Raw genomic sequence first — 23,274 nt, 5'->3', positions numbered from 1 at the left:
ACTATCCAATTATAACATAGAAATCTAATTAGTAAAAGCCAAAGTAAATTTTGCTCCTCCGAGTTTGGATTCGTGTACCATGATTTTCCCGCCTGATTGTTCAATAATAGCTCGTGCAATTGCTAGTCCCAAACCAGTTTCCCCATTTTTACCTTTAACAAACCGATGAAAAATATGTGGTATTAAATCCTTGGGAATGCCTTCACCGTCATCTTCAATAATTATTAAATCCTTATCAAGCGTTATATCGACACGGGTCTTTGCATGTCGAATCGCATTAAAAGTAACGTTTAATAATGCTCGGAGAACCTTTTCCTGATCAACAAAAAGTGAACTGTCGTAGTTGACCTCCTGATTAATCGTGATACGTCTTTCATTAACCATCGGTAACGTTCTATCCATTACTTGATCAATTAACTCGGACGTACTTACCGTTTCTGGCTGATAGGCAGCTTGTTCACTATCGAGTTTCGCTAACAAAATCATTTCATTTATTATCATTTTGAGCCTTTTAACTTCCGTGACCATCATTTCTAGTCCTTTTTCCTGTTCCTGCTCATCAAAAACCTTATCACGAATCCCCTCTGCATACCCTTGTACGGTCATCAGTGGTGTCTTTAATTCATGACTTGCATTTTGGAAAAAGGCCTGCTGCGAATTAACGTACCGTTGCAGTTCAGATGCCATTTCATAAACACTTTGCTCCACTTCCTTAATTTCACCGGTTGCCTTAATTGATTCAAGTTCATCAAATTTACGCTTCTCAATTTTTTTCAGCTGCCCCTTCAACCTGCTTAGAGGTGTCACCAGCTTGTTCGTTAGGAAATAACTAAGGAACACTGCTGCAATTGCTCCGATTACAAAAACAATAACCAGCCGTTGGAAAAAATCCTGTTGTACTGCCTGCAAATCATTTATTGGTGTCAAAAGTATTAATTCCAATCCTGTGCTTCCCGGTTTAAACAAAATACGTTGTGTTACGAATTTGTTATTTCCAATTTCCCAAAGTTCCTTTTGATCGTTTGCAAAATTATTATTTGCTGAAAATCCATTTACATACCTCGGAGGCATTGTTGAATCCAATACACGATTCTGATTACGATCATATAGAAAAAGATCCAAATCCTGCTCATCCAAAAAGTCACTGAATCCCTGCAAACTGTTTCCTCTGCCATTTTCATTCAGTACCTGAACCAGCAATTCACCATTTTGTTTTAATTCAGCCTGTTCATCCTCAATAAGCATGTCCATAAGTAAAGAATAGATGACAAGTCCTGTGACGGTAAGCATTACAAGGAGTAACGTTGTAAAAGCCAGATTTAGCTGTGATTGAAGTTTCATGTCTGTTCCTCTTCACTGCGCAGACGATATCCATATCCCCATACCGTTTCTAATGGAATATCACTCAGTTTTTTACGTATCCGTTTAACCAGATCATCAACAGCTCGATCACTGCCAAAATAATCTTCTCCCCAAATCTTTATTAACAGCTCTTCACGTGAAAAAGCTCGATTGACATTTTCGGCAAACAATAAGAGCATATCGAATTCCTTCGTAGTCACATCCTGTTCCTCGCCATTCCAAAAAATCCTGCGATCACTCTGATGAATTAACATGTTGTCAACCTTGACCCTGTCATGTCCGACTTCACTTACCTCCGCTTGTGGCTGGGTGCGTTTAAAAACCCTTTTCACACGTGCAAGCAACTCTCGTGGACTAAATGGCTTTGTTAAGTAATCGTCCCCACCGAGCTCCAGTCCAAGGATTTTATCAATTTCATCGTCTTTTGCCGAGATGATGATGATTGGTACATTACTTTCATTCCTAATTTTTTTACAAAATTCATATCCATCCATGCCAGGGAGCATGATATCCAGTATCCACATGTCTGGAGGTTGTGTTTCCCATAGTTCCCAGGCTTTTTCAGCTGATTCCATAACCGTTACATGGAAGCCTTCCTTTTTTAAATAAGCAGAAACGATGTTTTGAATATTCGTATCATCTTCTACTACACCTATATGATCATTCATGTAATCGCCCCCTTAACGTCATATTATTCGTATTTCTATTTTTACATAAGTTAGTATTTGTTTACACTAATAAGCAAATTACACACTTTTTCCATATTTATACCAAAGTCCTACCAAACATGAAACCTACAATAAGAATTGTACTATTAAAGAAAAGGGTGATGTACTTATGGATCATAATGATTATGAAAATAACCAGGAAATGGAAGAAAACACTTTAGATAAACAGGAGCAGCCAACGGATACAAGTGCTGGTATTGCAGAAACAGCAAAACAAAATGCTAAATCAAAACAGGAAAAACCTAAACAAAAAACAGGTGCTAAAACACTTATGAGTGGAATAATTGGAGGAGTAATATCTGCAGTAATTGTTGCTTTATTATTCACAACAAACGTTATTCCATTAAATCAGCAGGGCAGTAGTGATGCTGCTTCTTCAGAGAGTAATGAGCAATCGGCCCCTGAAATAGCAGAAACGGTGGCATCAGAAGGATCAAATATTGCCTCCAATATGGATGAGGCTTCTAAGGCCGTAGTAGGGGTTATTAATAAACAACAGCAAAGTGTATGGACACAAAGCAAACAAGCAGGGTCTGGCTCTGGCATAATCTATAAAGAAAAAGACGGAAAAGCATATGTCGTAACAAATCAGCATGTTGTTGAAGGAGCTGAAGAAGTAGAAGTTGTTTTAAGCAGTGATACTCGTATTCCAGCAAAAGTTTTAGGAACAGATTCATTTACAGACTTAGCTGTACTTCAAATTGATGGTAAAAAAGTAAACACAATCGCTGACCTTGGTTCCTCTAAAAATTTAAAAGTGGGTGACACCGTAATTGCGATTGGAAATCCACTAGGCATGAACTTTGCTAATTCAGTTACAAAAGGAATAATTAGTGGCCTTGACCGGTCAGTAAGTATTGATACAAATGGTGATGGACAGCCAGACTGGATTACAGAAGTCATCCAGACCGATGCGGCAATTAACCCAGGTAATAGTGGTGGAGCCTTAATTAATTCCAAAGGTAAAGTAATTGGCATTAACTCTATGAAAATAGCAAAGACATCAGTAGAAGGTATTGGTTTTGCCATACCAATTGATGAAGCACAGCCAATTATGAAACAACTTGAAAAAGACGGAGAAGTAGCACGTCCATTCATTGGAATCAGTACTGCTTCGCTTGGCCAAGTGCCACCACAGTATCGTGATCAAATCCAACTTCCAGAAGATGTTGAGGGCGGTATGGTAGTTGCCAAGGTACAACAAGGATCACCAGCAAGCAAGGCAGAATTGCAGCAATTTGATGTGATTACAAAAATTAACGACAATAAAATCTCATCTATCTTGGACCTTCGAAAATATTTGTATAATGAAACAAAAATTGGCGAGTCCGTTAAGCTAGAAATTTACCGGGATGGTGAACCTCAGACAGTAGAATTAGAGTTAGTTAAACGCGAACAATAAACCATTTTTTCAAAACTTGCAGTGATTTCCACTGCAAGTTTTTTAGGCTCTTTTCGTATGTTTTGTACCTTTTAAACTAATAGTCTGTATCGCAGCTTATATCTTTTTCTGGTAAATGCAATAACCTTTTAGAGAATAGCCTTGTTTTTTAAAGAATATATTACCTTTTTATGTTAAATTTATTATATAATGTGGAACAGAAGTGTAAGATGCACTATTATCCATTAACTATTTATAAAGGAAGTGATTCTATGAAATGCCCTTCATGCGGCGAACAAACAGCAGAAGGAAAGTTTTGTACTAATTGTGGTGCAGAGTTGAGACAAGAGGAACAGTATGAGTCTGTAGCTGAACCAACCAACACAGCAGCCTCAACAGATCAAAATCCGAACGAAACTGTTGAGAAACTGAAGACCACCGGATCCAACTTCGGGCATTTTTTTGTAACATTAGTTAAAAACCCAAGTGAAGCAAAAAAAGCTAATGGGTCTGATATGAGTTCAGGAATAATTACATTTGCATTATTTTCATTATTAATTGCCTTAAGCTATCATTTAATACTTAGCACGACTCAAATGGGATTCTTTATGCAGATTACATTCCTGGATAGCTTTATACTGCCATTTATAATTTTTACTATTTTGTACTTACTCATCGCTGGATTAACATTCGCTGGTGCTAAGCTTTCCGTTCAAGCGGTTACGTTTCCGGATGTTATTGCAAAATACGGTGCCTATTTAGTGCCATTTTTACTTTTATTTACTAGTGGAATCTTGTTCTGGCTAATTGGCCTTTCAGCATTGGCCGGGCTGCTTTTATTCATAAGCTTCCTTGGTTCACTGCTTATGGCACCTACATTTATACTAATGGAACAGGTACCTATTGGGTTTGATCGAATTTATGTATTGATTGGTTTATACATCATTATCCTGTTGGTATTTGGACTTTTCATTCAATCCTTCATGGATTCAATGCTCGGAAGCTTTATGGATACGATGTTTAACAGTGGTTTTTAAAACTTTAAAGACTTGATAAAAGTGACAGGGATATAATACGTAGTTGATATAAACTGCGTCATAATACCGAAAAATAACTTGAGTGCTGTAATACCGCTCCGGAAATACACTTCGCTTTCCGTGGGCAACGCTTCAGCTTCCTCGGAAGCAAAAAACGCTTCCTGCGGGATCTTCAGCTGTTGCTGTTCCCACTGGAGTCTCCGTGTATTTCCTCCGCTGGATTTTGTTATCTATTTCTTGATAATAGTATCACTTCAAACACATAAACAAGCAGCTGGAATATGCGTGCGAGTCTCCTGTGGGACAGCGATCCTAAGAGCCCCCACAGTGAGCGTTCTTTGCGAGCGAGGCAGACTAAGTACGCCACGTCCTGTGGCAACGTCTGCACTAGCACGTCCTATGCGTCGGAGGCTCGTGGTGAGCCCTAGGTGCGCGAGTATATTCCAGCTGCGTCGTTAGGATGCCTCACGAAATGCTTCCAATAGGACTCCCTTAGTTACTTCGCAGTTTACACCAAATATGCAATAAAAATAAATCCGAACTGATTCGAATTCTATTTCAAGAATTTTGAATCATAGTTCGGATTTTACTTTGACTATAATTTCTTCCGACTTCTTTTCTATCCAAAGAAAAGGTCCAGAATATTACTTCCAGAAGAACTTTTTTTGTTATAAAACTCTGAATAACCACAATTACTGCAAGAAATTACGATGAACTGATTATTCTGTACATCAAACATTTTGGATAAGCCTGTCCCAGTCATCGATACTTCTTTCTGATCGGCATCCGTACTGCCGCATTTAATACAGCCTTCTTTCTCTTCCATTTCCATCAACTCCTTAATAATTTATACGATACAGTTTTTCATTCGTTTCAACTAATTTTGATCCTTTCCAAATATCCCATAGAAAAAAAGCGTTATAACATCTTCTGTTAACGAAAGCATTTTTGTACTTACATCATCTCGTTGCATGTATTCCATAAACATTTGTATATAAAAGAAAATAGCATCATTTGATATGTTTGGATTTACATACCCTAGTCTTTTCCCTTCATCAAAGAACTGGATCATCCTCGGAACAACCTTATTTGTATAATATTCATTGATATAACTATCCGATTTATAATACTTCATAAACTCCTTAAAAAATGTCTCACTTATTTGATTTGCTATTTCGCCTTCTTTAAAAATTATCTGTTTAATCTTTTCGTCATAGGAAAGGTTACTATCTAATAGTATCTCGTAATCACGCCATATCTCCTCAAGATAATAAGCCATGACCGCATGTGTAAGATCATCTTTACTGCCAAAATAATTATAAATCGTAACTTGGGACACATTAGCATGATCAGCTATTTCTGTTACAGATACCTTTTTAATACCAAAATCTTTAAACAAAGATAATGCAGCATCTAAAATTGTATCTTTTTTCCGTTCTTTTCTTTTTTGAAAACCGTCCATGCATTTCACCTCGCACTTCTATTTTATTAAAATTTATGTAATAAAACAATTAAAATATTTCATAAACTATTGTAATTAGATGATGTTTTATATATTATGAACTATATAGATAAAAATATTTCATAACTTTTTTATACAGAGGTGAGAAAATGCCAATTGCAATTAATGGCTTAACAAAAGAATTTTCAAATGGCAAAGGGATTTTTGACATATCATTTACAGTCGCGGATGGAGAGGTGTTTGGTTTCCTTGGACCAAATGGTGCAGGAAAGTCAACTACCATCAGGCATCTAATGGGATTCATGAAGCCAACAGCAGGCATTGCAGAAATCAATCAGTTAGATTGCTGGAAAAACAGTGCCAGAATTCAAAAGTCAGTTGGATATTTACCTGGGGAAACTGCATTTTTAGAAGGTATGACCGGGAAAGAATTTCTAAATCTTCTGGCTGGTATGCGCAACATGAAACATACCAATCGCCAGAAGGAATTAATTGACCGATTTCAATTCAACGTCAATACACCTATCCGAAAAATGTCTAAAGGAATGAAGCAAAAAGTAGGAATTGTAGCAGCATTCATGCATGATCCAGAAGTACTCATTCTAGATGAACCAACAAGTGGACTTGATCCATTGATGCAAAGCATTTTTGTCGAATTGATTGGTGAGGAAAAAGATAAAGGAAAAACCATTTTGATGTCGTCGCATAGTTTTTCCGAAATTGATCGTACAAGTGACCGTGTCGGGATTATCAAGGATGGGGAACTTGTTGCGATCGAAGAAATACGTAAGCTGCAAACCATACAACGAAAAATCTTTGATGTAACAGTAAAATCGGAAGAAGACATTACTACAATCAAAAATAGTCCGCTTGAAGTAAAACAAACGGAACAACTCCGAGTGCAGATTACAGTTCAAGGCGATTATGAGCAATTCGTACAAATTATCAGTCACTGTGGAATTAACAGCATTGATGTACATCACCAAAACCTCGAAGATATTTTCATGCATTATTACGAAATGGATGGTGACCCAAAATGAGCAGATCACTTTTCGCTACAATGATGAAAAATAAAGGTAAAACAGTTATCAGCTTTACGCTCGGGTCAATTTTTTATTTGTCACTAGTCATCTGGCTTTATCCTTCTATCGCAGATTCTAAGGCGTTTGATACAATGTTTAAGGAGATGCCAGAAGGTCTGATGAGTGCCTTCGGATTTAACGAAGGTATTAATAGTCTAAGCGGTTTTGTGGCAGGTGAGTATTATGGGCTTTTATTCATTATCATCTTACTAATTTATTGTGTGACAACAGCTACACAACTGATTGTACGTCTAGTTGATCAAGGATCCATGGCTTATCTGTTATCAAGCGGATTATCACGATTTAAAATTGCCATGACTCAAATAGCTGTCATCTTGCTGGGGCTCATCTTTATTATTGTTATTACTACAATTTCCGGCGTTGCAGGGGCAAATATTTTTATAGAAGAAGGCAATTTCAATGCGGCACATTTCATCGAGTTAAATATCGTAACATTCATGCTGTTCTTTGTAATCAGTGGCTATTGCTTTTTCTTTTCCTGTTTATTTAATGACGAGAAAAAAACACTTTCGGTAGCAGGTGGTATATCATTCATATTTTTCGCCGTCGATATGGTTTCCAAAATTAGTGATAAATTGGACTGGATGCAGTATTTCACTATTTTCTCAACGTTTAGGGCAACCGAAATCGCGCAAGGCTCAGTAAACATATTACCGATATGCATTGGGCTTGGAGTTACAGGTATAGTTTTATATTTCGCAGCTGTAATTATTTTCAATAGACGTGACTTACCTCTGTAAACAGAAAGTCGTGCACAGAAACTTAAGCTGTGCACGACTATTCTTCTTCATATTTCTGATGATTTGGTGTTACTCCGGTAAAATTACCATCCTGATCAGCTGCAAGATAACTCTCCTCGTCCTCAACACTGCCTACATTTTCATCACTATTTGGATACATTTCATTATAACTATCTTTTTCACCATAGAAATCGGAGGGTGATTCAGATGTACCGTACCTGCTTACTTCCTGCCAAGCGTCCTCCGCATCGTAACCAGTTTGTGCTTCTTCTGTTACTTCATTAGGATTAATGTTAGGACTAAAAACTTGTTCTTCAACAGGGCGATCACCCATAAAATTACCGTGCTCCGCATGGTCCAGACATCGATCCGCAGTAGGAACTGCCTGTAAACGCTCAAACGAAATATCCTCACCGCATTTACTGCATATACCATACGTTCCATCAGCTATAGCATGAAGAGCTGCATTGATATCTTCGAGCTCTTTTTCAGCGTGTTCATTTAGTGCTATATCTTTTTCCCGTTCAAACATTTCTGTTCCTTGATCTCCGGGATGATTATCATAATTGGACAACTCACTCATTGATTCTTTTATCAATTCTAGATCTGTACCAAAGTGGTCTTGAATATGATTAATTAATTCTGATTGCCGTTCCAACAAAGCTGCTTTACATTGATAAAGTTGATTGTTATTTATCACAGCAGTCGTCAGCCTCCATTCATGTGATTAAATTTGGCTCGCTAACTATACTATGTGAAAAAATATAAAGGTTGATACCCTATTTTGCCTCCCAAATCATGTCAATATGGGGAATACCATCCTCTAGATATGATTCTGAAACCTGTTCAAAACCAAGCCCTGAGTAAAAATCCTTTAAATATTCCTGCCCTTGGACTTTAATCCTTTTTTCCTTCCATTCATTCACTATATATTCAATTGCCTTTTGCATAATTTGCTGGGCATATCCTTGGCGGCGAAATTTCACTGCAACTGATACGCGACCTATTGAAACTTCCTCGTACTTGGAATTACTAGGCAGAATACGGACATTTGCGGCAAACTCACCATTGATCTTCAAAAAATAGTGTAGTGCAAGTTGATCATAATTATCTAGTTCAGGATATGGACAGTCTTGTTCAACTACAAAAATATCAACCCTTAGTTTCAACAATCCGTATAATTCATCGTTCGTTAATTCATCGAATGTCTTTATTGACCATTCCACTATCTTTTCACTTCCTTATCAATTTCTTCTTGAACTATGAAGGCCAAGTCATCATTACCAAACAGCTGCAGTACATTAAGTACGGTTTGACTTGGTATTTCTTCAGATTCCTTCTTTGGTACAGTTAATTCTAATGCTTCTCTAAGTGAATCATTTTTCGATTGTGAAGGGTACGCTTTTTCATACAATGATTTTGGGTCAAGGTCATTGTTTATACACCACTGCGCATATATTAGAATCATCATTTTCTCATCATGCTGATAACTTTCAATTACCTGTTGCTCAACTTCTTTTTTATCCATATTATTCACCTACTTTTCGCAGCATAAATACCCACAAAAATGTTAACGCCTGTTTCAGATCCAGCGGTAAATTTTTGTGGTGTTGCTCTTTTACTCCTTCTTTATAAACGCCAAACCCATCGACATACTGTAAATTATTTTCTGATGCAAGCTTCTGAAATTCCCATGGCATCATCGTATTACAAATTGCCTCTTTGCCCTGAAGACGTGGATAACTGTTTATTCTTGGGCCTGCAGTAGGTCCTAGAACTCCAATACATAACAGGCCATCTTCTTTAAGGACTCGATGAAGCTCGACTAATGATCTTTCCGGATATTCCGTCCATTCAAGAACATTAATAGCCATAATCCCATCACTGCTGTTTGCGGCAAATGGCAGTTCACCCACATCACCCTGTATAAATTTTATTTCTTCATTATGTAATTGCTTCTTAGCACGTGAAATCATTTCATTAGAAAGGTCCATACCAGTCACATCATATCCTGACTGGCGTAATTTGTAGGATCCATATCCATCTCCACAGCCAATATCCAGAATCTTACTTCCTTTTTCTAAATGCTTCTCGATAAACGGAACAATATCCTTCCTGCTACCATTATCCCACATATTTTTACTTCGTTCATTCCAGAAAGCTGCACGGTTATCCCATTGCGCTTCTGCTTCCTTACGCCAATTAAATGACTCTGTCACAGAACCCCTCCAATTAAGAGTATTTCTTACAGTGCGTGTTCAAAAAGGAGGATGAAAATGACCGAGAAGTTCGAGGCAGCGTAGCTTTGAGTAGCGGAATGTATGCTTTTAATACATGAGCAACGGAAAAGCAAGCTAACGACGAAATTCGATGTGTCATTTTTACCGGACTTTTTGAACAACCCCTTACAGTATAAACGAAAAAAAGGTTTACCTCACGAAGAGATAAACCTTTTTGTATCATCTATTATAGACGTGTTACGTTAGCTGCTTGTGGTCCGCGGTTACCTTCAACGATTTCAAATTCAACGTCTTGACCTTCTTCAAGCGTTTTGAAACCTTCTGCATTGATTGCTGAGAAATGTACGAATACATCGTCTCCGTCTTCGCGTTCGATGAAACCGAAGCCTTTTTCTGCGTTAAACCATTTTACTTTACCAGTCATTAAAATGACCTCCCTATATACAAATATCGTGCAAAGTAATTGAATCATAAATACTTTTACACCACTTTGATAAAGAGATCGTAAAGTATTACAAACTTCAATTTCCTATTGCACTTTTAACTCTACCCTTTCTCGAAATAAAAAGCAAGTAATTTGATAAATTATTTTTCACTTTCTTGCTGCTTAGAGTGAACAAAGGATTTTGCCGTTAATGTTCGGCGATAAGTAAACTTTTCTATAATAATTTTCCTGTAAAAGCGCTAGTTGAAAATCCTTAGATAAATTGGTAAAATATTATCTTGCAAGAATATAAAAAAATACCGACTACCAAACATTTATATCTTGCAAATATGAATGATAGGTGGTAATTAAAATGACAAACAGTAAGGAATACCAAGTATTACTGTACTACAAATATGTCCAAATTGATAATCCAGAAGAATACGCTATGGAGCATCTGCAATTCTGTAAGGATCTTGACTTAAGAGGACGTATTCTGGTGGCTCATGAGGGCATCAATGGAACAATATCTGGAACGATTGAACAGACGGAAAAATACATGGAGGCAATGCACAATGATTCACGCTTTGCTGATATGACATTTAAAATTGATGAACATGAAGGACATGCATTCAAAAAAATGCATGTACGCCCACGAAATGAAATAGTATCACTACGTTTAGAGGATGACATTAATCCTAAACAAACGACAGGCAAATACTTCGAACCAGAAGAATTCCTTGAAGCAATGCAGGATGAGAACACTGTCGTCCTGGATGCACGTAACGATTACGAATATGATCTTGGGCATTTCCGTGGAGCTATCCGCCCAGACATTGAAGCATTCCGTGAATTACCTGAGTGGGTGGAAAAAAACAAACACCTCATCGAAGGAAAACGTGTATTAACCTATTGCACTGGCGGAATCCGTTGCGAAAAATTCTCCGGCTGGTTAGTTAAAGAAGGCTTTGAAGACGTTGCACAGCTACATGGCGGAATCGTATCATACGGAAAAGACCCTAATGTACAAGGCGAGCTTTGGGATGGTCAATGTTACGTTTTTGACGAGCGAATTTCCGTGCCTATTAATAAAAAAGAACACGTTGTAGTCGGCGTGGATTACTTTGATGGTCAGCCATGTGAACGTTATGTTAACTGTGCTAACCCTGAATGCAATAAACAAATTCTTTGCTCCATTGAAAATGAGCATAAATATATGCGTGGCTGTACACACGAATGCCGTATAAGCCCTCGAAATATGTATGTAAAAGAACATGACTTATCTGAAGAAGAGGTTCAGGAAAGACTTGCAGAACTTGAAGAAGATATAAAACAAGAAGTTTAATTAAAAGGCAGGCGATAATATCGCCTGCCTTTTTCTAGGAAGTTTGCTGTTCCTTTTTATCTGATTTACCTTGCAGTAATTGCATTGTTGTAATCACTCCAAATACTACTAAACCTGCCAACGAAAATTTAATATCCGGATATACAAGAAGTATTCCGCCAATTATTAATACAATTCGTTCGATCCAGTTTAATGTATTTACATAGTAACCGATCAGACTTGAACTGATCGCCATCATTCCTAGCATTGCTGTAATAACAGCTATCGATACATTTACTGCGTTCGCGTCTCCCTGCAATAGTAGAATTGGCTGCGACACAAACATATATGGAATGATGAATGCCGCGATTGCCAGTTTAACAGCAGTTACTCCAGCCTTCATTGGATTCGCTTTCGCTATACCAGCCCCTGCATATGCAGCTAAGCAAACCGGAGGCGTAATATCAGCCACAATCCCAAAATAAAATACAAACATATGAACAGCAATTACCGGTACATCAAATGCCAGTAGTGCAGGTGCTGCCATAGTTGCTGTCACTACATAGTTTGCAGTGGTTGGCAGTCCCATGCCCAAAATAATACATGCTACCATGGTAAATACCATTACAAGGAAGAATTGGCCTTGTGCAAGATCGATAATTCCACCAGCAATCTTTGGACCTAATCCTGTCGTTGTTACAGTCCCAGCAATAATACCTGCTGTAGCACAGGCTGCAATTACTGGTAAAGCAGTCCTTGCTCCTTCTTCCAGCAAATTGACAATACCTCTAAATGTCATTCTAGTTTCTTTTCTAAAAAAGCTGATAATAAATGCTACAAATATTGCAAATAAGGCCGCAAATGTAGGTGTATACCCAGCAAGTAAGAACCCAACGATAATGACTAGTGGTGCAAATAAGTCGAGTCTTTTAATAAGATTCTTCGTGTTAGGCAATTGTTCCTTAGCAAGACCTAATATACCCTGCTTTCTGGCTTCAAAGTGTGTACCCATAAATACACCTGAGAAATAAAGAACTGCTGGAATAATAGCAATTAAAATTATCTCATTGTATGGGACACCAGTGTATGACGCCATAATAAAGGCAGCAGCACCCATAATAGGTGGCATTATTTGCCCACCTGTAGAAGCAGCAGCCTCTGACGCAGCGGCAAAGTGAGGTTTAAAACCTGCATTTTTCATCATTGGAATTGTAAATGAACCTGATCCAACTGTATTTGCAACTGAACTACCACTTACCATTCCTTGCAGTCCACTTGCAGCAACTGCAGCTTTTGCAGTACCACCTGTATATTTGCCTGTTAACCGTAACGCAATATCATTAAAAAATTGGCCAATATTTGTCTTAACCAGAATTACTCCAAAGAAAAGAAATAAATAAATATATGTGGATGAAATTTGAATAGGGATACCAAAGATGGAGCTTGAACTAAAGAACATTTCGGTTGCAAGTGATGGCCAATCGTAGCCTGCATGTCCGATGATAGGAATAAACTGACCAAACAGACCATAAAGTAATGCTAGTATTGCAATAATAACTATTGGTAGTCCAACAACACGCCTAGTAGCTTCGAGCAATAAAATTATTCCAGCTGTTGCTACAATTTGATCAACGGCCGTGAAACCAAATATAATTGCTTCGTTAATTAAATGATCATAATTGTAGATGATGTAATAATTTGATAAAAGTGCAGCTATAGCTAATAGTGCATCATACCATGGAACACCTCTACGCTTAGTCATTGATGGCTTTATCGGGTACAACAGATATACCAGGCTTAAGCCTGCGCCAAGATGTATTGCCCCTTGAATTAAGGAGACCTTGGATCCGTAGAATGCGGTATAAAGCTGGAAAATGGTTAAGGCAGCACCGATTATCAGTGTCACCCAACCCCACGGACCAAGATTAGTACGGAAAGCACTTTCCTTGTCATATTTAGCCATCAGCTCATGTTTGTCGATTTCTTCTGTATTCTGATCAGCCATTGCTTCCCCTCCATTCTTCCTGTCTATGTATTGAGGAGAAAAAACCGGACTAAATTGTCCGGTTTTTTCTATTACTCAATAATACCGACTTCTTTATAGTACTTTTCTGCACCTGGGTGGAGTGGCAGATCACCAACACCAGTCAGTGCACTATCTTTTGTTATTAATTTTGCCTGTTCGATAGTCATAGCGTCTGTTTCTTCAAATAATGTTTTTGTCATTTGGTAACCAAGATCTTTACTCACCTGTTCTGTAGAACCTAGCAGTAATGCCATAGCAGTTACTGTTTGAACAGGTTCTTCCTGCCATTCGTACGTTCCTGCTTCAACTGTATATGCCTCGTATTGACTGTTATCAACAACTTCTTGCAAAGCTTCTCCCTCAATATCGAGGAATTTAACTTCATTTGTAGCGTTAGCTAGCTCGTCTGTTGTTGATGATGGGACTCCTACAACTGCAAATGAAGCATCAATTGTGCCATTCTGTAATTTACTTTTGGCATCGCCAAAGCCTTCTTCATATGCCTCATAGTCGCCTTTTTCAATTCCATATGCACTTAATACTAGCTCCGCAGCTTCACGAGTAGCTCCACCTGGAGGTCCGATAGCAACTTTTTTACCTTTTAAATCTTCAATTGACTCAATCCCTGTAGAATCAAGCGTTACTACTTGTAATCCCTCTGGATATAAGGAAGCGATTACACCAACTTTATCAGTTGTCTTTCCTTCAAACTCTCCAGTTTGATTTTGGGCGTTAATCATTGTTGTATTTTGCGCAATACCTAGCTGAAAGTCGCCTGATTGTATCTTTGCGATATTTTCAACTGAAGCACCGGACTCCACTGAACTAACATCGAATCCTTCTACATCAATGTTATCCTTAAATAAGTTTGCCATTTCACCACCAATTGGGTAGTAAACACCACCAACACTTCCAGTTCCCATGGTTAGATTGGTCATACTTTCTTCAGAGTCGCCGCCTCCGCTTGACCCTTCACCACTGTCGCCACATGCACTTAATACCATGCCAATGGCAAGAATTAAAATGAACGAGAATAGAGCTCTTTTTCTCAAAGTAACTCCCCCTTTTAAATTATTTTTTATTTAAACCATATTGGCAAAACCAATATGTTTCAAACCAGCACTGTTGCTCCTCATATAAAGGAGCAAAAAGAAAACACTTTGTCACATTATTTTACCCTTTCTTTTGGCATAGTTCAAGTTACAATAATAATTTGATTATACCTATTAATTAATACACGAATTTTTTGACAATTATGCTTTTAAATTGCTATTCTTTAATTAGAAAACGTTGATTTCGTTAAAGGGATTGTTATGAAAGCATAGTTTACTTAAACAGAATCCCTTATGCTTTGGAGTTCAAACCTTAATTGTACTCCTTAAGCAAGAAATTATTTAACTGTTACAAAGGAGGCTGATTTGCATCAGTATTTATGATTTCTCTGCAAGGATGATGTCAGGGGAAGAAAAATCGATGGCAGATTACAAAGGAAAAGTTCTTCTTATCGTGAACACTGCAAGTGAATGTGGTTTTACTCCTCAACTTAATGGCCTGCAAAAGTTATATGATGCTAATAAAGAGAAAGGTTTTGAAGTGCTTGGTTTTCCGTGTAACCAGTTTAACAATCAAGATCCAGGTTCAAACGATGAAATTGCCAATTTCTGTGAGCGCCATTATGGTGTAACCTTTCAAATGTTTAGTAAAGTAGACGTTAAAGGGGAAAATTGCCATCCATTATTTGTCTATTTAACAAAGCAAGCAAAAGGTATGCTAACCAAACAAATAAAATGGAATTTCACGAAGTTCCTGGTAAACAAACAAGGTGAAGTAATTGAACGATACGCTCCACAGACGAAGCCAGAAAGTTTGACGAAAGATATAGAAGATGCGATTCACGCTTAAAAAAACACTACTCGATGAGAGAAACTGCCACTCATCGAGTAGTGTTTTATAATATTTTATCCAAAAACTCTTTAGCCCTTTCTGTCTTGGGTGAATTAAAAAATGATGATGGCCGACCTTCTTCCATTAATTTCCCTTCGTCTAAAAATAAGACACGATCAGCAACTTCGCGTGCAAAGTTCATCTCATGGGTAACTACAACCATCGTCATCCCAGTTTGTGCTAAATCCTTCATTACATCGAGTACTTCTTTCACCATTTCCGGATCAAGTGCAGAAGTTGGTTCATCAAACAACATGACTGCAGGTTCCATTGCTAGTGCTCTAGCAATTGCTACACGCTGTTTTTGGCCGCCGGATAACCTGTTCGGATAGGCATCAAGTTTATCACCTAGTCCCACCTTGTTAATTAATTGGGTTGCTGTTTCTTCCGCTTCATTAGTCTTCATCTTTTTTACTTTCTGTGGTGCATAAGCAACATTATCCAGCACTGTCATATGAGGAAACAGGTGAAAGTGCTGAAACACCATACCGACTTGCTCACGGACTTCCAGTTTATTAGTAAGGTTGGTTATCTCACTATTATTAAGCCAAATTGCGCCTGATGATGGTTTTTCCAATAGGTTTAAACACCGCAAAAAAGTTGATTTCCCGGATCCCGATGGACCAATTACAGCAACTACTTCTCCCTGATTAATCGTAGTTGATATATCATCCAGTACTGTATTACCATCAAACATTTTTGTCATTTCTTCAACCTTAATCACTGTATCTCAGCTTCCTTTCTACTACTTTCCCTATCTGTGTCAGCACATACACCATTACCCAGTATATCAATCCTGCAAGTAATAACGGCTCAAAGTTACGGTATATATCGGCGCCAACAATCTGTGCTCTTCTCATCAGATCCAAATAACCAATGGTAGATACAATAGCAGATTCCTTTGTTAGTGTTATAAATTCATTCATCAGTGCAGGGAGAATATTTTTTATTGCTTGTGGCAATATGATATTCAGCATCATCGGCTTATATGGAACACCTAACGCTTCTGCAGCTTCGGTTTGCCCCTTGTCCACTGCAAGAATACCCGCACGTATAATTTCAGATACATAGGCAGCTGAGTTTAGTCCAAATGCCAAAACTGCCGTTAAAAATTCTGGTATATCGTAACCAGTTAACTGCGGTACTGCAAAATAAATAATCATCAATTGTAAAATCAGTGGTGTACCACGGAAAATTGATGTATATACATCAGCAAGTTTCTTTAGGAAAGGTACTTTTGTAATTTTACATAATGCTAAAAGGATACCTAAAATAAAACCAACAATAATAGACATACTCACAAATTTTAATGTAACCCATATCCCTTCAAGTATAAAAGGAATATAAGGCACGATTTGGGAAAAGTCCAAATTCATGCCTGCCACCTCATCTTTCTAGCTGTTATTTTTACTCTGATAGCCATTTATCCTTTAATTCCTGAAGTTTTCCATTCTTTTCAAGTTCTTTAAGTACCTTATTTACGTCATCACGTAGATCACTGCCTTTAGGAAAAGCAATCCCCATGCCTGGTGAGCTTGATGTAGGATCCTCAAATCCTGAAAATCCTTGTTCCTCTATATACCCCACCGCTACTGTCTTATCCATATAGGCAACATCAACCCGGTTTGATTTTAACTCCTGAATTAGGATGCTTGAATTATCCACTTTTTTAACATTAAATCCGTATTCTTTACTGAGCTTTTCTGCACCCTCTTCCTGGATGGTCCCAAGCTGAACACCAACTGTTTTACCTTTCAAATCTTGTAATCCTTTTATCCCAGAATCCTTCTGACTGATAAACATCTCACCTGAATGATTATATTCAGTGGAAAAATCGACATTCTTTTTACGCTTCTCGGTTGTACTCATTCCGGCCATAACCATATCGACACGACTAGATTGCAGAGCACCAATTAATCCATCAAATTTCATATCTTCTATTTTCAGTTCATATCCTAATTTATCTGCAATCAAGTGAGCCAAATCAATATCGAAGCCTTGAAAGTTTCCGTCTTTATCACGGGACTCAAATGGCGGGAAATCAGCTGACGTAGCCATTGTTAATACTTTTTTATCTTTCTCTGAATCACCTGATGAAGCATCTGTATTCCCTTCACTGGTTCCACAAGCTGCGAGCATGCTGATAATTAATAATAGAGTAATGTATTTACCGAATGAAAATTTCATGATATCTCCCCTGAATTTATATTTTAATTCTTATATATTTCGTGCATAAACACTACTTACCTTGTAAAAACTCTGTTTGAATTTCTTTTAATAATTCCCTGTCTGTTAATATGTCATAGCCGGTCTGTGCTAATGATAATGCACCATTTGAAATAATTTGGTGACCTGTTTTGGTAATGGTTTTGTCTGCAAATTCCTTCGTATGTGCTATTAGTTCAGGTTCATGTAACCCAATGTATGGATGAATTGCAGGAACAACCTGACTCACATTCCCCATATCAATTGAGCCGTATCCCTGTTTTGCCGGGTTCAAATTCTGAGAATCTGCCAGTTTCAGATTTTTATTAAAAGCTTTGGAAAGTGCATTATTCGTAATCATTTCATCATAACTTAATTCATAATTTGAGATAGCTAGCGTTGCTCCGGTCATAAGTTCTGCACCATGCGCTATGTTCTTAACTTTATCCACCACGCCATTTAGGGTCGATCGCTCTTTTGCACGGATATAAAACTGTGCAGCAGCCTTATCTGGTACTACATTTGCCGCCTGGCCACCCTCAGATATGATGCCATGAATCCGTATATCAGAAGGAAGATGTTCACGAAGTGCATTGATCCCATTAAATAGTTGAATCACAGCATCCAACGCATTAATTCCCTTTTCCGGTGAAGCTGCAGCATGTGAAGACTTGCCTGAATAGTTAAATTGGAGAGCATCCATTGCAAGTGATTCACCACTCTCATATGACTGATCAGCAGGATGTAAAATCATTGCTGCATCTATGTCAGCAAATGTACCTTCCTCACTCATTGGTACTTTCGCTCCGTTTGTTTCCTCAGCCGGTGTGCCTAAAACTACTATCGTCCCACCAATTTGATTTACCAGTTTACTAAGTATTACACCAGCACCAACTCCCATTGTTCCGATCATATTGTGTCCACACCCGTGACCAACACCAGGCAGGGCATCATATTCAGCTAAATATGCAATGGTTGGCCCCGGTTTCTGGCTCTTAAATTCAGCTTTAAAAGCTGTCGGCCGATTCACAATGCCAGTCTCCAATTCAAATCCATTCTCTTTAAGAATGCCTGTAAGGAGCTTCATAGATTGAAATTCCTTGTCCCCCAATTCCGGATTAGAATAAAGATGGTCACTCATATTCCATAATTGCTCTTCAACCTTATTTAATTCCTCACTAAGTAAATGCTTCATATTTATTCACCTTTTTGTATATTTATTAATTATTATGTATATTTATAACATAGTTCATATAAAAAATGCAACTACTCTTTAAAAGTTTTTTCTCCGGTTGATATAAAAAAATCGAGCGCATCTATCGGCGCTCGATCTTTACCATTAATATGCTTTTGCCCAGTATACTAGTTCTTTCGCTTCTTTTCCGCAACAGACACAGGAGTCAGAAATATTTTCTTGCTCAAATGGGATACAGCGTGATGTTGCTGATGTTTCATCCTTGATTTTTTCCTCACATTTCATATCACCGCACCACATTGCCTTGATGAATCCAGAGGTTTCTTCCAGTGATTTTTCAAATTCCTCCATATTCGTGGCAGCAGTAGTTTTTTCATTACGGTGATTCAATGCTTTATCAAATAATCCCTGCTGAACCTCTTCTAACAACACTGGTAATCGTGCTTCCACTTCATCAAGTGAAACAAATTCTTTTTCGCCAGTATCACGTCGTACGAGAACAACCTGATCTTTTTCAATATCTTTTGGTCCCATTTCAACTCGAACAGGTATACCTTTCATTTCATACTCATTAAATTTCCACCCTGGCATTTTATCGCTTGAGTCAATGCCAACTCGTGCGACACCTTTTAATTTATCGCGAAGATCATAAGCTTTATCCAATACACCTTCTTTATGCTGTGCAATCGGAACAATCATTGCCTGGGTTGGCGCGATTCGTGGTGGAACGACCAACCCTCTATTATCCCCATGGACCATAATTAATCCGCCCATAACGCGTGTGGACATACCCCATGACGTCTGGTGAACCGGCTGCTGATCGCCGTCTTTATCCAAGTAACGAATATCGAATACTTCAGCAAAACCTGTTCCAAGATAGTGTGATGTACCTGACTGCAGTGCCTTGCCATCATGCATAAGAGCTTCAATTGTTAATGTATAATCAGCACCAGCGAATTTTTCTTTTTCGGTTTTTTTGCCACGATACACTGGTATAGCCAAGTAATATTCAAGAACATCTGCATAAATTTCAAGCATTCTAGCTGTTTCATCCTGTGCATCTTCACGTGTCGCATGGCATGTATGCCCTTCCTGCCATAAAAATTCGAGTGAACGCAGGAATGGACGAGTTGTTTTCTCCCAGCGAACCACATTGCTCCACTGATTATAAAGCATTGGCAAATCACGATAGGAATGTATATTCTTTGAATAATATTCACCAAAAAGAACTTCTGAAGTCGGGCGTACGCAGAGACGTTCACTCAGTTCCTCATCTCCACCATGTGTAACCCACGCTACTTCCGGTGCGAATCCTTCTATATGATCCTTCTCCTTTTGCAGCATGCTTTCCGGAATAAATAATGGAAAGTAAACATTAGAATGCCCTGTTTCTTTGAATTTTCGGTCTAGCTCATCACGGATATTTTCCCAAATCGAAAATCCATATGGTTTAATTATCATTGTGCCACGGACTGTTCCGTAATCTACAAGGTCCGCCTGCTTTACTACATCGGTATACCATTGTGCAAAATCCTCTTCCATCGCGGTAACTTTTTCAACAAACTGTTTGTTTTTACCCAACTTAAACACCCTTTTTTTGATTTTTTGTATATAGAAAACATGCAGTAAGGAAGAATTTATTCACTTAAATGCAAAAAATCCTCCGTCCTATAAAAGGGACCGAGGTTTGGTGGTACCACCCTTGTTCACAAGATATAATCACCTTGCACACTTGGCATGATAACGGTCATGGACCGCGCACATTCTACAGCACAAGCCGTATGAACAGCGAACTCAAAGGCAGGTTCCAATTTGTCTCTTTGGAAATTTCCAGCTACCATTTCCTCTCTGTGAAAGACATTCAAATTGTACTAATCCTTATCAACGTTTCCTTTATTATATTTTCAAATATATAGGGATGTTAAGTCAAAGTCAAGCCTTACCATTACAAGGCTTCTCAAATTTGGAAAGTATTATCCCAAACGTCTCAGTATGACCGAAAAATCAACTGGAAAAGCCCAAGAAAATTTCCCATGCTTTTCCTAATACTAAAAATCAATTTACTTTTATTTCGTGCGCCTCTCCATGTTTACGAGGTGCACCATGATAGGTTGGACCAACCATTTCTGTATATGAAAATCCATATTCTATTGCGGTTGTTACAAAACTTTTTGCAGAACGAACTGCCTCTAATACCGAATATCCGTTGGCAATATTTGCAGTAATTGCTGCAGAGTATGTACATCCTGCCCCACTTGTATTTACTGTATTGATTCGTGGAGCCTCAAAGGTCGTAAGTGTTTCACCATCGTACAGTACATCAACTGCTGGACCTTTCAACCTTCCACCTTTAACCAATACATATCTCGGACCCAATTCATGCAAATCGATGGCAGCCTGTTTTAATTCTGCAACATCGTTAATTTTGCGTCCATCCAAAAGGTAAGAAGCTTCCGGCATGTTTGGTGTAATAATCGTAGCGTTCGGTAATAGCTTTGTTTTTAGTGAATTAATTGCATCGTCTTCCAGCAGTTTTGAATCAAGCTTTCCGACCATTACCGGATCAATTACCAACGTTTTTATACGTACTCCATCAATAAGTCCAGCAACGTGATCTATGACCTCTTTTGAAAATAACATCCCGCTCTTTATTGCATCCAGGCCTACTTGCTTAACCGCAGTTCTAAATTGCGCTTCAATTGCCTCAAGTGTTTGTGGATGTACATTCTTATTTGTCTCAGGATGCCTTGCAACAATCGCTGTGACGACACTCATCCCATATACATCCAGCTCCTGAAATGTCTTTAAGTCTGCCTGAATTCCAGCACTTCCTCCAGCTGCAGAACCTGCAATTGTTATAACTCGTGATGGTTTATGCATTGTTAAAGGACCCTTTCTGCATTAGATTACGACGACGATTATGAACCAAACAATCATGATAACTTGAATGACTACTTTCGCTACGGCTCCTCCAAGAAATCCGATTAACGAGCCGATTGATGCATACAGTGCTTCCTGTGATGTTTTTTTCTGTACCATTTCAATTACCAGAACAACTATAAATGGTATAATCAGTATGCCGAATGGAGGGATAATAAACGAACCTACTATAACAGCGACCGCTGCACCACGCTCTCCCCACTTACTGCCTCCGAACTTTTTTACAAAATAACTATTTGCGACAATATCCGATACAATTAATAATACCGTTAAAATAACCATCGCTATCCAAAACGTTACAGTTAATTCCCCCGCATTTATCACAAAATGATATAGTAGGAAACCAACCCACAAGACTAATGGAGATGGAATGATTGGAAAAATAATTCCTGCAAAACTTAAGATAAATAATACTGCAATGACAATCCACATTATAATATCGAGCATCTAATTCCTCCGTCTATGATTCTTTTTTAAACATACTTGATAGTTTCGTTTCTTCTTTATTTAATATACGCTTATAATTTTCCATATGTTTCATAATACTTATAATAGATAATAGCACAACTACCATGGTTGGTTCGATTCCAAAGAAAAAATAAGTCGTTACCAAGAATGAGAAATACATAAACAGAACCCCAACTACTAAATAATCTGTAGTCAGTGTAAATAAAAATAGGATGCCTATACCAATTACAGCCACCTTCCAGTCAATAGCCAGCAGCACCCCAACTAACGAAGCAGTTCCTTTTCCGCCACTGAACTTCATTGTGACCGGATAATTATGACCTAAAATGATAAATAATGCATTAATATACACAAGTAATGTTTGTGTTTCCCCAGTAATTCCTTGGTCGTTCAAAATATATAATACCAATAATATCGATAACGTAGCTTTAAATACATCAATAAGTGCCACTAAGATCCCATATTTCCAGCCCAGCAGTATTGTTGTGTTGGAGGCACCGGAATTCTTTACCCCTTTATTCTTGATATCCACTTTTTTATATATACTTACGACCTGTGAACCATGAACACATCCGATCAAGTATCCAATCAAGCTAACCAGAACATACATAACACCCCTCCTATCGTCTTATTTTAAAGGGATAGTCTCAACACTGCAAGATAGTTATTCGGTAAAACTAATAACAGCTGGGTCT

The 23,274-nt window shown here is 38.0% G+C and carries 25 protein-coding genes and 1 other annotated feature; of the genes, 6 read left to right on the top strand and 19 right to left on the bottom strand.

All coding sequences use genetic code 11. The annotated features are described in order from the left end of the window. Window positions 1–24: 24 nt before the first annotated feature. Together ACE1TG_RS08860 and ACE1TG_RS08855 are read right to left on the bottom strand one after the other, a co-directional pair. Window positions 25–1,341 (bottom strand): sensor histidine kinase, encoded by a 1,317-nt coding sequence (locus ACE1TG_RS08860; protein WP_375052016.1) that lies wholly within the window; start codon window positions 1,339–1,341, stop codon window positions 25–27. Next, window positions 1,338–2,030 (bottom strand): response regulator transcription factor, encoded by a 693-nt coding sequence (locus tag ACE1TG_RS08855; protein WP_375052015.1) that lies wholly within the window; start codon window positions 2,028–2,030, stop codon window positions 1,338–1,340. Before ACE1TG_RS08855 ends, ACE1TG_RS08860 begins: the two co-directional genes overlap by 4 nt. Before the next feature lie 169 nt (window positions 2,031–2,199). Here ACE1TG_RS08855 and ACE1TG_RS08850 point away from each other — a divergent pair, with 169 nt between their 5' ends. Together ACE1TG_RS08850 and ACE1TG_RS08845 are read left to right on the top strand one after the other, a co-directional pair. Further along, window positions 2,200–3,492, top strand: coding sequence for a S1C family serine protease (locus tag ACE1TG_RS08850; protein ID WP_375052014.1), 1,293 nt, complete (start codon window positions 2,200–2,202; stop codon window positions 3,490–3,492). A 251-nt stretch (window positions 3,493–3,743) separates the two neighbouring features. Beyond that, window positions 3,744–4,508, top strand: coding sequence for a zinc ribbon domain-containing protein (locus ACE1TG_RS08845; protein WP_375052013.1), 765 nt, complete (start codon window positions 3,744–3,746; stop codon window positions 4,506–4,508). Between the two features lie 619 nt (window positions 4,509–5,127). Here ACE1TG_RS08845 and ACE1TG_RS08840 read toward each other — a convergent pair. Both ACE1TG_RS08840 and ACE1TG_RS08835 read right to left on the bottom strand, forming a co-directional pair. Further along, the gene (locus ACE1TG_RS08840; protein ID WP_375052012.1) at window positions 5,128–5,334 is read right to left on the bottom strand and encodes a zinc ribbon domain-containing protein; all 207 of its coding nucleotides are present in this window, start codon (window positions 5,332–5,334) and stop codon (window positions 5,128–5,130) included. A gap of 51 nt (window positions 5,335–5,385) precedes the next feature. Next, window positions 5,386–5,970 carry a TetR/AcrR family transcriptional regulator gene (locus ACE1TG_RS08835; protein ID WP_375052011.1) on the bottom strand — a complete coding sequence of 195 codons (585 nt, stop codon included), beginning with the start codon at window positions 5,968–5,970 and terminating at the stop codon, window positions 5,386–5,388. Between the two features lie 149 nt (window positions 5,971–6,119). On the opposite strand from ACE1TG_RS08835, the gene ACE1TG_RS08830 reads away from it, so the two are divergent. Further along, the gene (locus ACE1TG_RS08830) at window positions 6,120–7,010 is read left to right on the top strand and encodes an ABC transporter ATP-binding protein (protein WP_375052010.1); all 891 of its coding nucleotides are present in this window, start codon (window positions 6,120–6,122) and stop codon (window positions 7,008–7,010) included. Beyond that, the gene (locus ACE1TG_RS08825; protein ID WP_375052009.1) at window positions 7,007–7,813 is read left to right on the top strand and encodes an ABC transporter permease subunit; all 807 of its coding nucleotides are present in this window, start codon (window positions 7,007–7,009) and stop codon (window positions 7,811–7,813) included. The genes ACE1TG_RS08830 and ACE1TG_RS08825 overlap by 4 nt, the downstream gene beginning before the upstream one ends. A gap of 37 nt (window positions 7,814–7,850) precedes the next feature. Here ACE1TG_RS08825 and ACE1TG_RS08820 read toward each other — a convergent pair whose 3' ends face one another. The 5 genes from ACE1TG_RS08820 to ACE1TG_RS08800 all read right to left on the bottom strand — a co-directional run bounded on the left by ACE1TG_RS08820 (window position 7,851) and on the right by ACE1TG_RS08800 (window position 10,477). Beyond that, complete coding sequence (locus tag ACE1TG_RS08820) at window positions 7,851–8,513, bottom strand: TraR/DksA C4-type zinc finger protein (protein ID WP_375052008.1); 663 nt, start codon at window positions 8,511–8,513, stop codon at window positions 7,851–7,853. A 79-nt stretch (window positions 8,514–8,592) separates the two neighbouring features. Beyond that, window positions 8,593–9,039: a GNAT family N-acetyltransferase gene (locus tag ACE1TG_RS08815; RefSeq protein WP_375052007.1), complete on the bottom strand. Its 447-nt coding sequence runs from the start codon at window positions 9,037–9,039 to the stop codon at window positions 8,593–8,595. Then, window positions 9,039–9,341 (bottom strand): hypothetical protein, encoded by a 303-nt coding sequence (locus ACE1TG_RS08810; RefSeq protein WP_375052006.1) that lies wholly within the window; start codon window positions 9,339–9,341, stop codon window positions 9,039–9,041. The genes ACE1TG_RS08815 and ACE1TG_RS08810 overlap by 1 nt, the downstream gene beginning before the upstream one ends. A 1-nt stretch (window position 9,342) precedes the next feature. After that, window positions 9,343–10,032 (bottom strand): class I SAM-dependent methyltransferase, encoded by a 690-nt coding sequence (locus ACE1TG_RS08805; protein ID WP_375052005.1) that lies wholly within the window; start codon window positions 10,030–10,032, stop codon window positions 9,343–9,345. A gap of 247 nt (window positions 10,033–10,279) precedes the next feature. Next, window positions 10,280–10,477: a cold shock domain-containing protein gene (locus tag ACE1TG_RS08800; protein ID WP_090867773.1), complete on the bottom strand. Its 198-nt coding sequence runs from the start codon at window positions 10,475–10,477 to the stop codon at window positions 10,280–10,282. Between the two features lie 373 nt (window positions 10,478–10,850). Between ACE1TG_RS08800 and trhO the strand changes: the two genes are divergently transcribed. After that, window positions 10,851–11,822 carry an oxygen-dependent tRNA uridine(34) hydroxylase TrhO gene (gene trhO, locus ACE1TG_RS08795; protein WP_375052004.1) on the top strand — a complete coding sequence of 324 codons (972 nt, stop codon included), beginning with the start codon at window positions 10,851–10,853 and terminating at the stop codon, window positions 11,820–11,822. Between the two features lie 34 nt (window positions 11,823–11,856). On the opposite strand, the gene ACE1TG_RS08790 is transcribed toward trhO, so the two are convergent. Together ACE1TG_RS08790 and ACE1TG_RS08785 are read right to left on the bottom strand one after the other, a co-directional pair. Continuing rightward, on the bottom strand, window positions 11,857–13,806 hold the full coding sequence (locus ACE1TG_RS08790) for a TRAP transporter permease (RefSeq protein ID WP_375052003.1): 1,950 nt from the start codon (window positions 13,804–13,806) through the stop codon (window positions 11,857–11,859). Window positions 13,807–13,877: 71 nt separating this feature from the next. Next, the gene (locus tag ACE1TG_RS08785; RefSeq protein WP_375052002.1) at window positions 13,878–14,879 is read right to left on the bottom strand and encodes a TAXI family TRAP transporter solute-binding subunit; all 1,002 of its coding nucleotides are present in this window, start codon (window positions 14,877–14,879) and stop codon (window positions 13,878–13,880) included. A 370-nt stretch (window positions 14,880–15,249) separates the two neighbouring features. Between ACE1TG_RS08785 and ACE1TG_RS08780 the strand changes: the two genes are divergently transcribed. Next, window positions 15,250–15,729 carry a glutathione peroxidase gene (locus tag ACE1TG_RS08780; RefSeq protein ID WP_375052075.1) on the top strand — a complete coding sequence of 160 codons (480 nt, stop codon included), beginning with the start codon at window positions 15,250–15,252 and terminating at the stop codon, window positions 15,727–15,729. A gap of 46 nt (window positions 15,730–15,775) precedes the next feature. Here ACE1TG_RS08780 and ACE1TG_RS08775 read toward each other — a convergent pair whose 3' ends face one another. The 8 genes from ACE1TG_RS08775 to ACE1TG_RS08740 all read right to left on the bottom strand — a co-directional run bounded on the left by ACE1TG_RS08775 (window position 15,776) and on the right by ACE1TG_RS08740 (window position 23,189). Next, window positions 15,776–16,495, bottom strand: coding sequence for an amino acid ABC transporter ATP-binding protein (locus ACE1TG_RS08775; protein WP_375052001.1), 720 nt, complete (start codon window positions 16,493–16,495; stop codon window positions 15,776–15,778). After that, window positions 16,488–17,147: an amino acid ABC transporter permease gene (locus tag ACE1TG_RS08770; protein ID WP_375052000.1), complete on the bottom strand. Its 660-nt coding sequence runs from the start codon at window positions 17,145–17,147 to the stop codon at window positions 16,488–16,490. The genes ACE1TG_RS08775 and ACE1TG_RS08770 overlap by 8 nt, the downstream gene beginning before the upstream one ends. A 31-nt stretch (window positions 17,148–17,178) precedes the next feature. Beyond that, window positions 17,179–17,958, bottom strand: coding sequence for a substrate-binding periplasmic protein (locus ACE1TG_RS08765; protein WP_375051999.1), 780 nt, complete (start codon window positions 17,956–17,958; stop codon window positions 17,179–17,181). 52 nt (window positions 17,959–18,010) lie between these two features. Beyond that, window positions 18,011–19,171 carry a M20 family metallopeptidase gene (locus ACE1TG_RS08760; RefSeq protein ID WP_375051998.1) on the bottom strand — a complete coding sequence of 387 codons (1,161 nt, stop codon included), beginning with the start codon at window positions 19,169–19,171 and terminating at the stop codon, window positions 18,011–18,013. 144 nt (window positions 19,172–19,315) lie between these two features. Then, window positions 19,316–20,713 (bottom strand): proline--tRNA ligase, encoded by a 1,398-nt coding sequence (gene proS, locus ACE1TG_RS08755; RefSeq protein ID WP_375052074.1) that lies wholly within the window; start codon window positions 20,711–20,713, stop codon window positions 19,316–19,318. A 130-nt stretch (window positions 20,714–20,843) separates the two neighbouring features. Beyond that, window positions 20,844–21,065: a binding site (T-box leader), on the bottom strand. A 161-nt stretch (window positions 21,066–21,226) separates the two neighbouring features. Further along, complete coding sequence (thiD, locus tag ACE1TG_RS08750; protein WP_375051997.1) at window positions 21,227–22,051, bottom strand: bifunctional hydroxymethylpyrimidine kinase/phosphomethylpyrimidine kinase; 825 nt, start codon at window positions 22,049–22,051, stop codon at window positions 21,227–21,229. 21 nt (window positions 22,052–22,072) lie between these two features. Then, window positions 22,073–22,558, bottom strand: coding sequence for a DUF456 domain-containing protein (locus ACE1TG_RS08745; protein WP_375051996.1), 486 nt, complete (start codon window positions 22,556–22,558; stop codon window positions 22,073–22,075). Between the two features lie 13 nt (window positions 22,559–22,571). Then, the gene (locus ACE1TG_RS08740; RefSeq protein ID WP_375051995.1) at window positions 22,572–23,189 is read right to left on the bottom strand and encodes a glycerol-3-phosphate acyltransferase; all 618 of its coding nucleotides are present in this window, start codon (window positions 23,187–23,189) and stop codon (window positions 22,572–22,574) included. Between the last annotated feature and the right edge of the window lie 85 nt (window positions 23,190–23,274).

The organism is Virgibacillus sp. JSM 102003, assembly GCF_041949995.1.
Classification (GTDB): domain Bacteria; phylum Bacillota; class Bacilli; order Bacillales; family Amphibacillaceae; genus Lentibacillus.
Note: the sequence above shows the minus strand (reverse complement) of the source record. Positions and strands in the feature narration are given on the sequence as shown.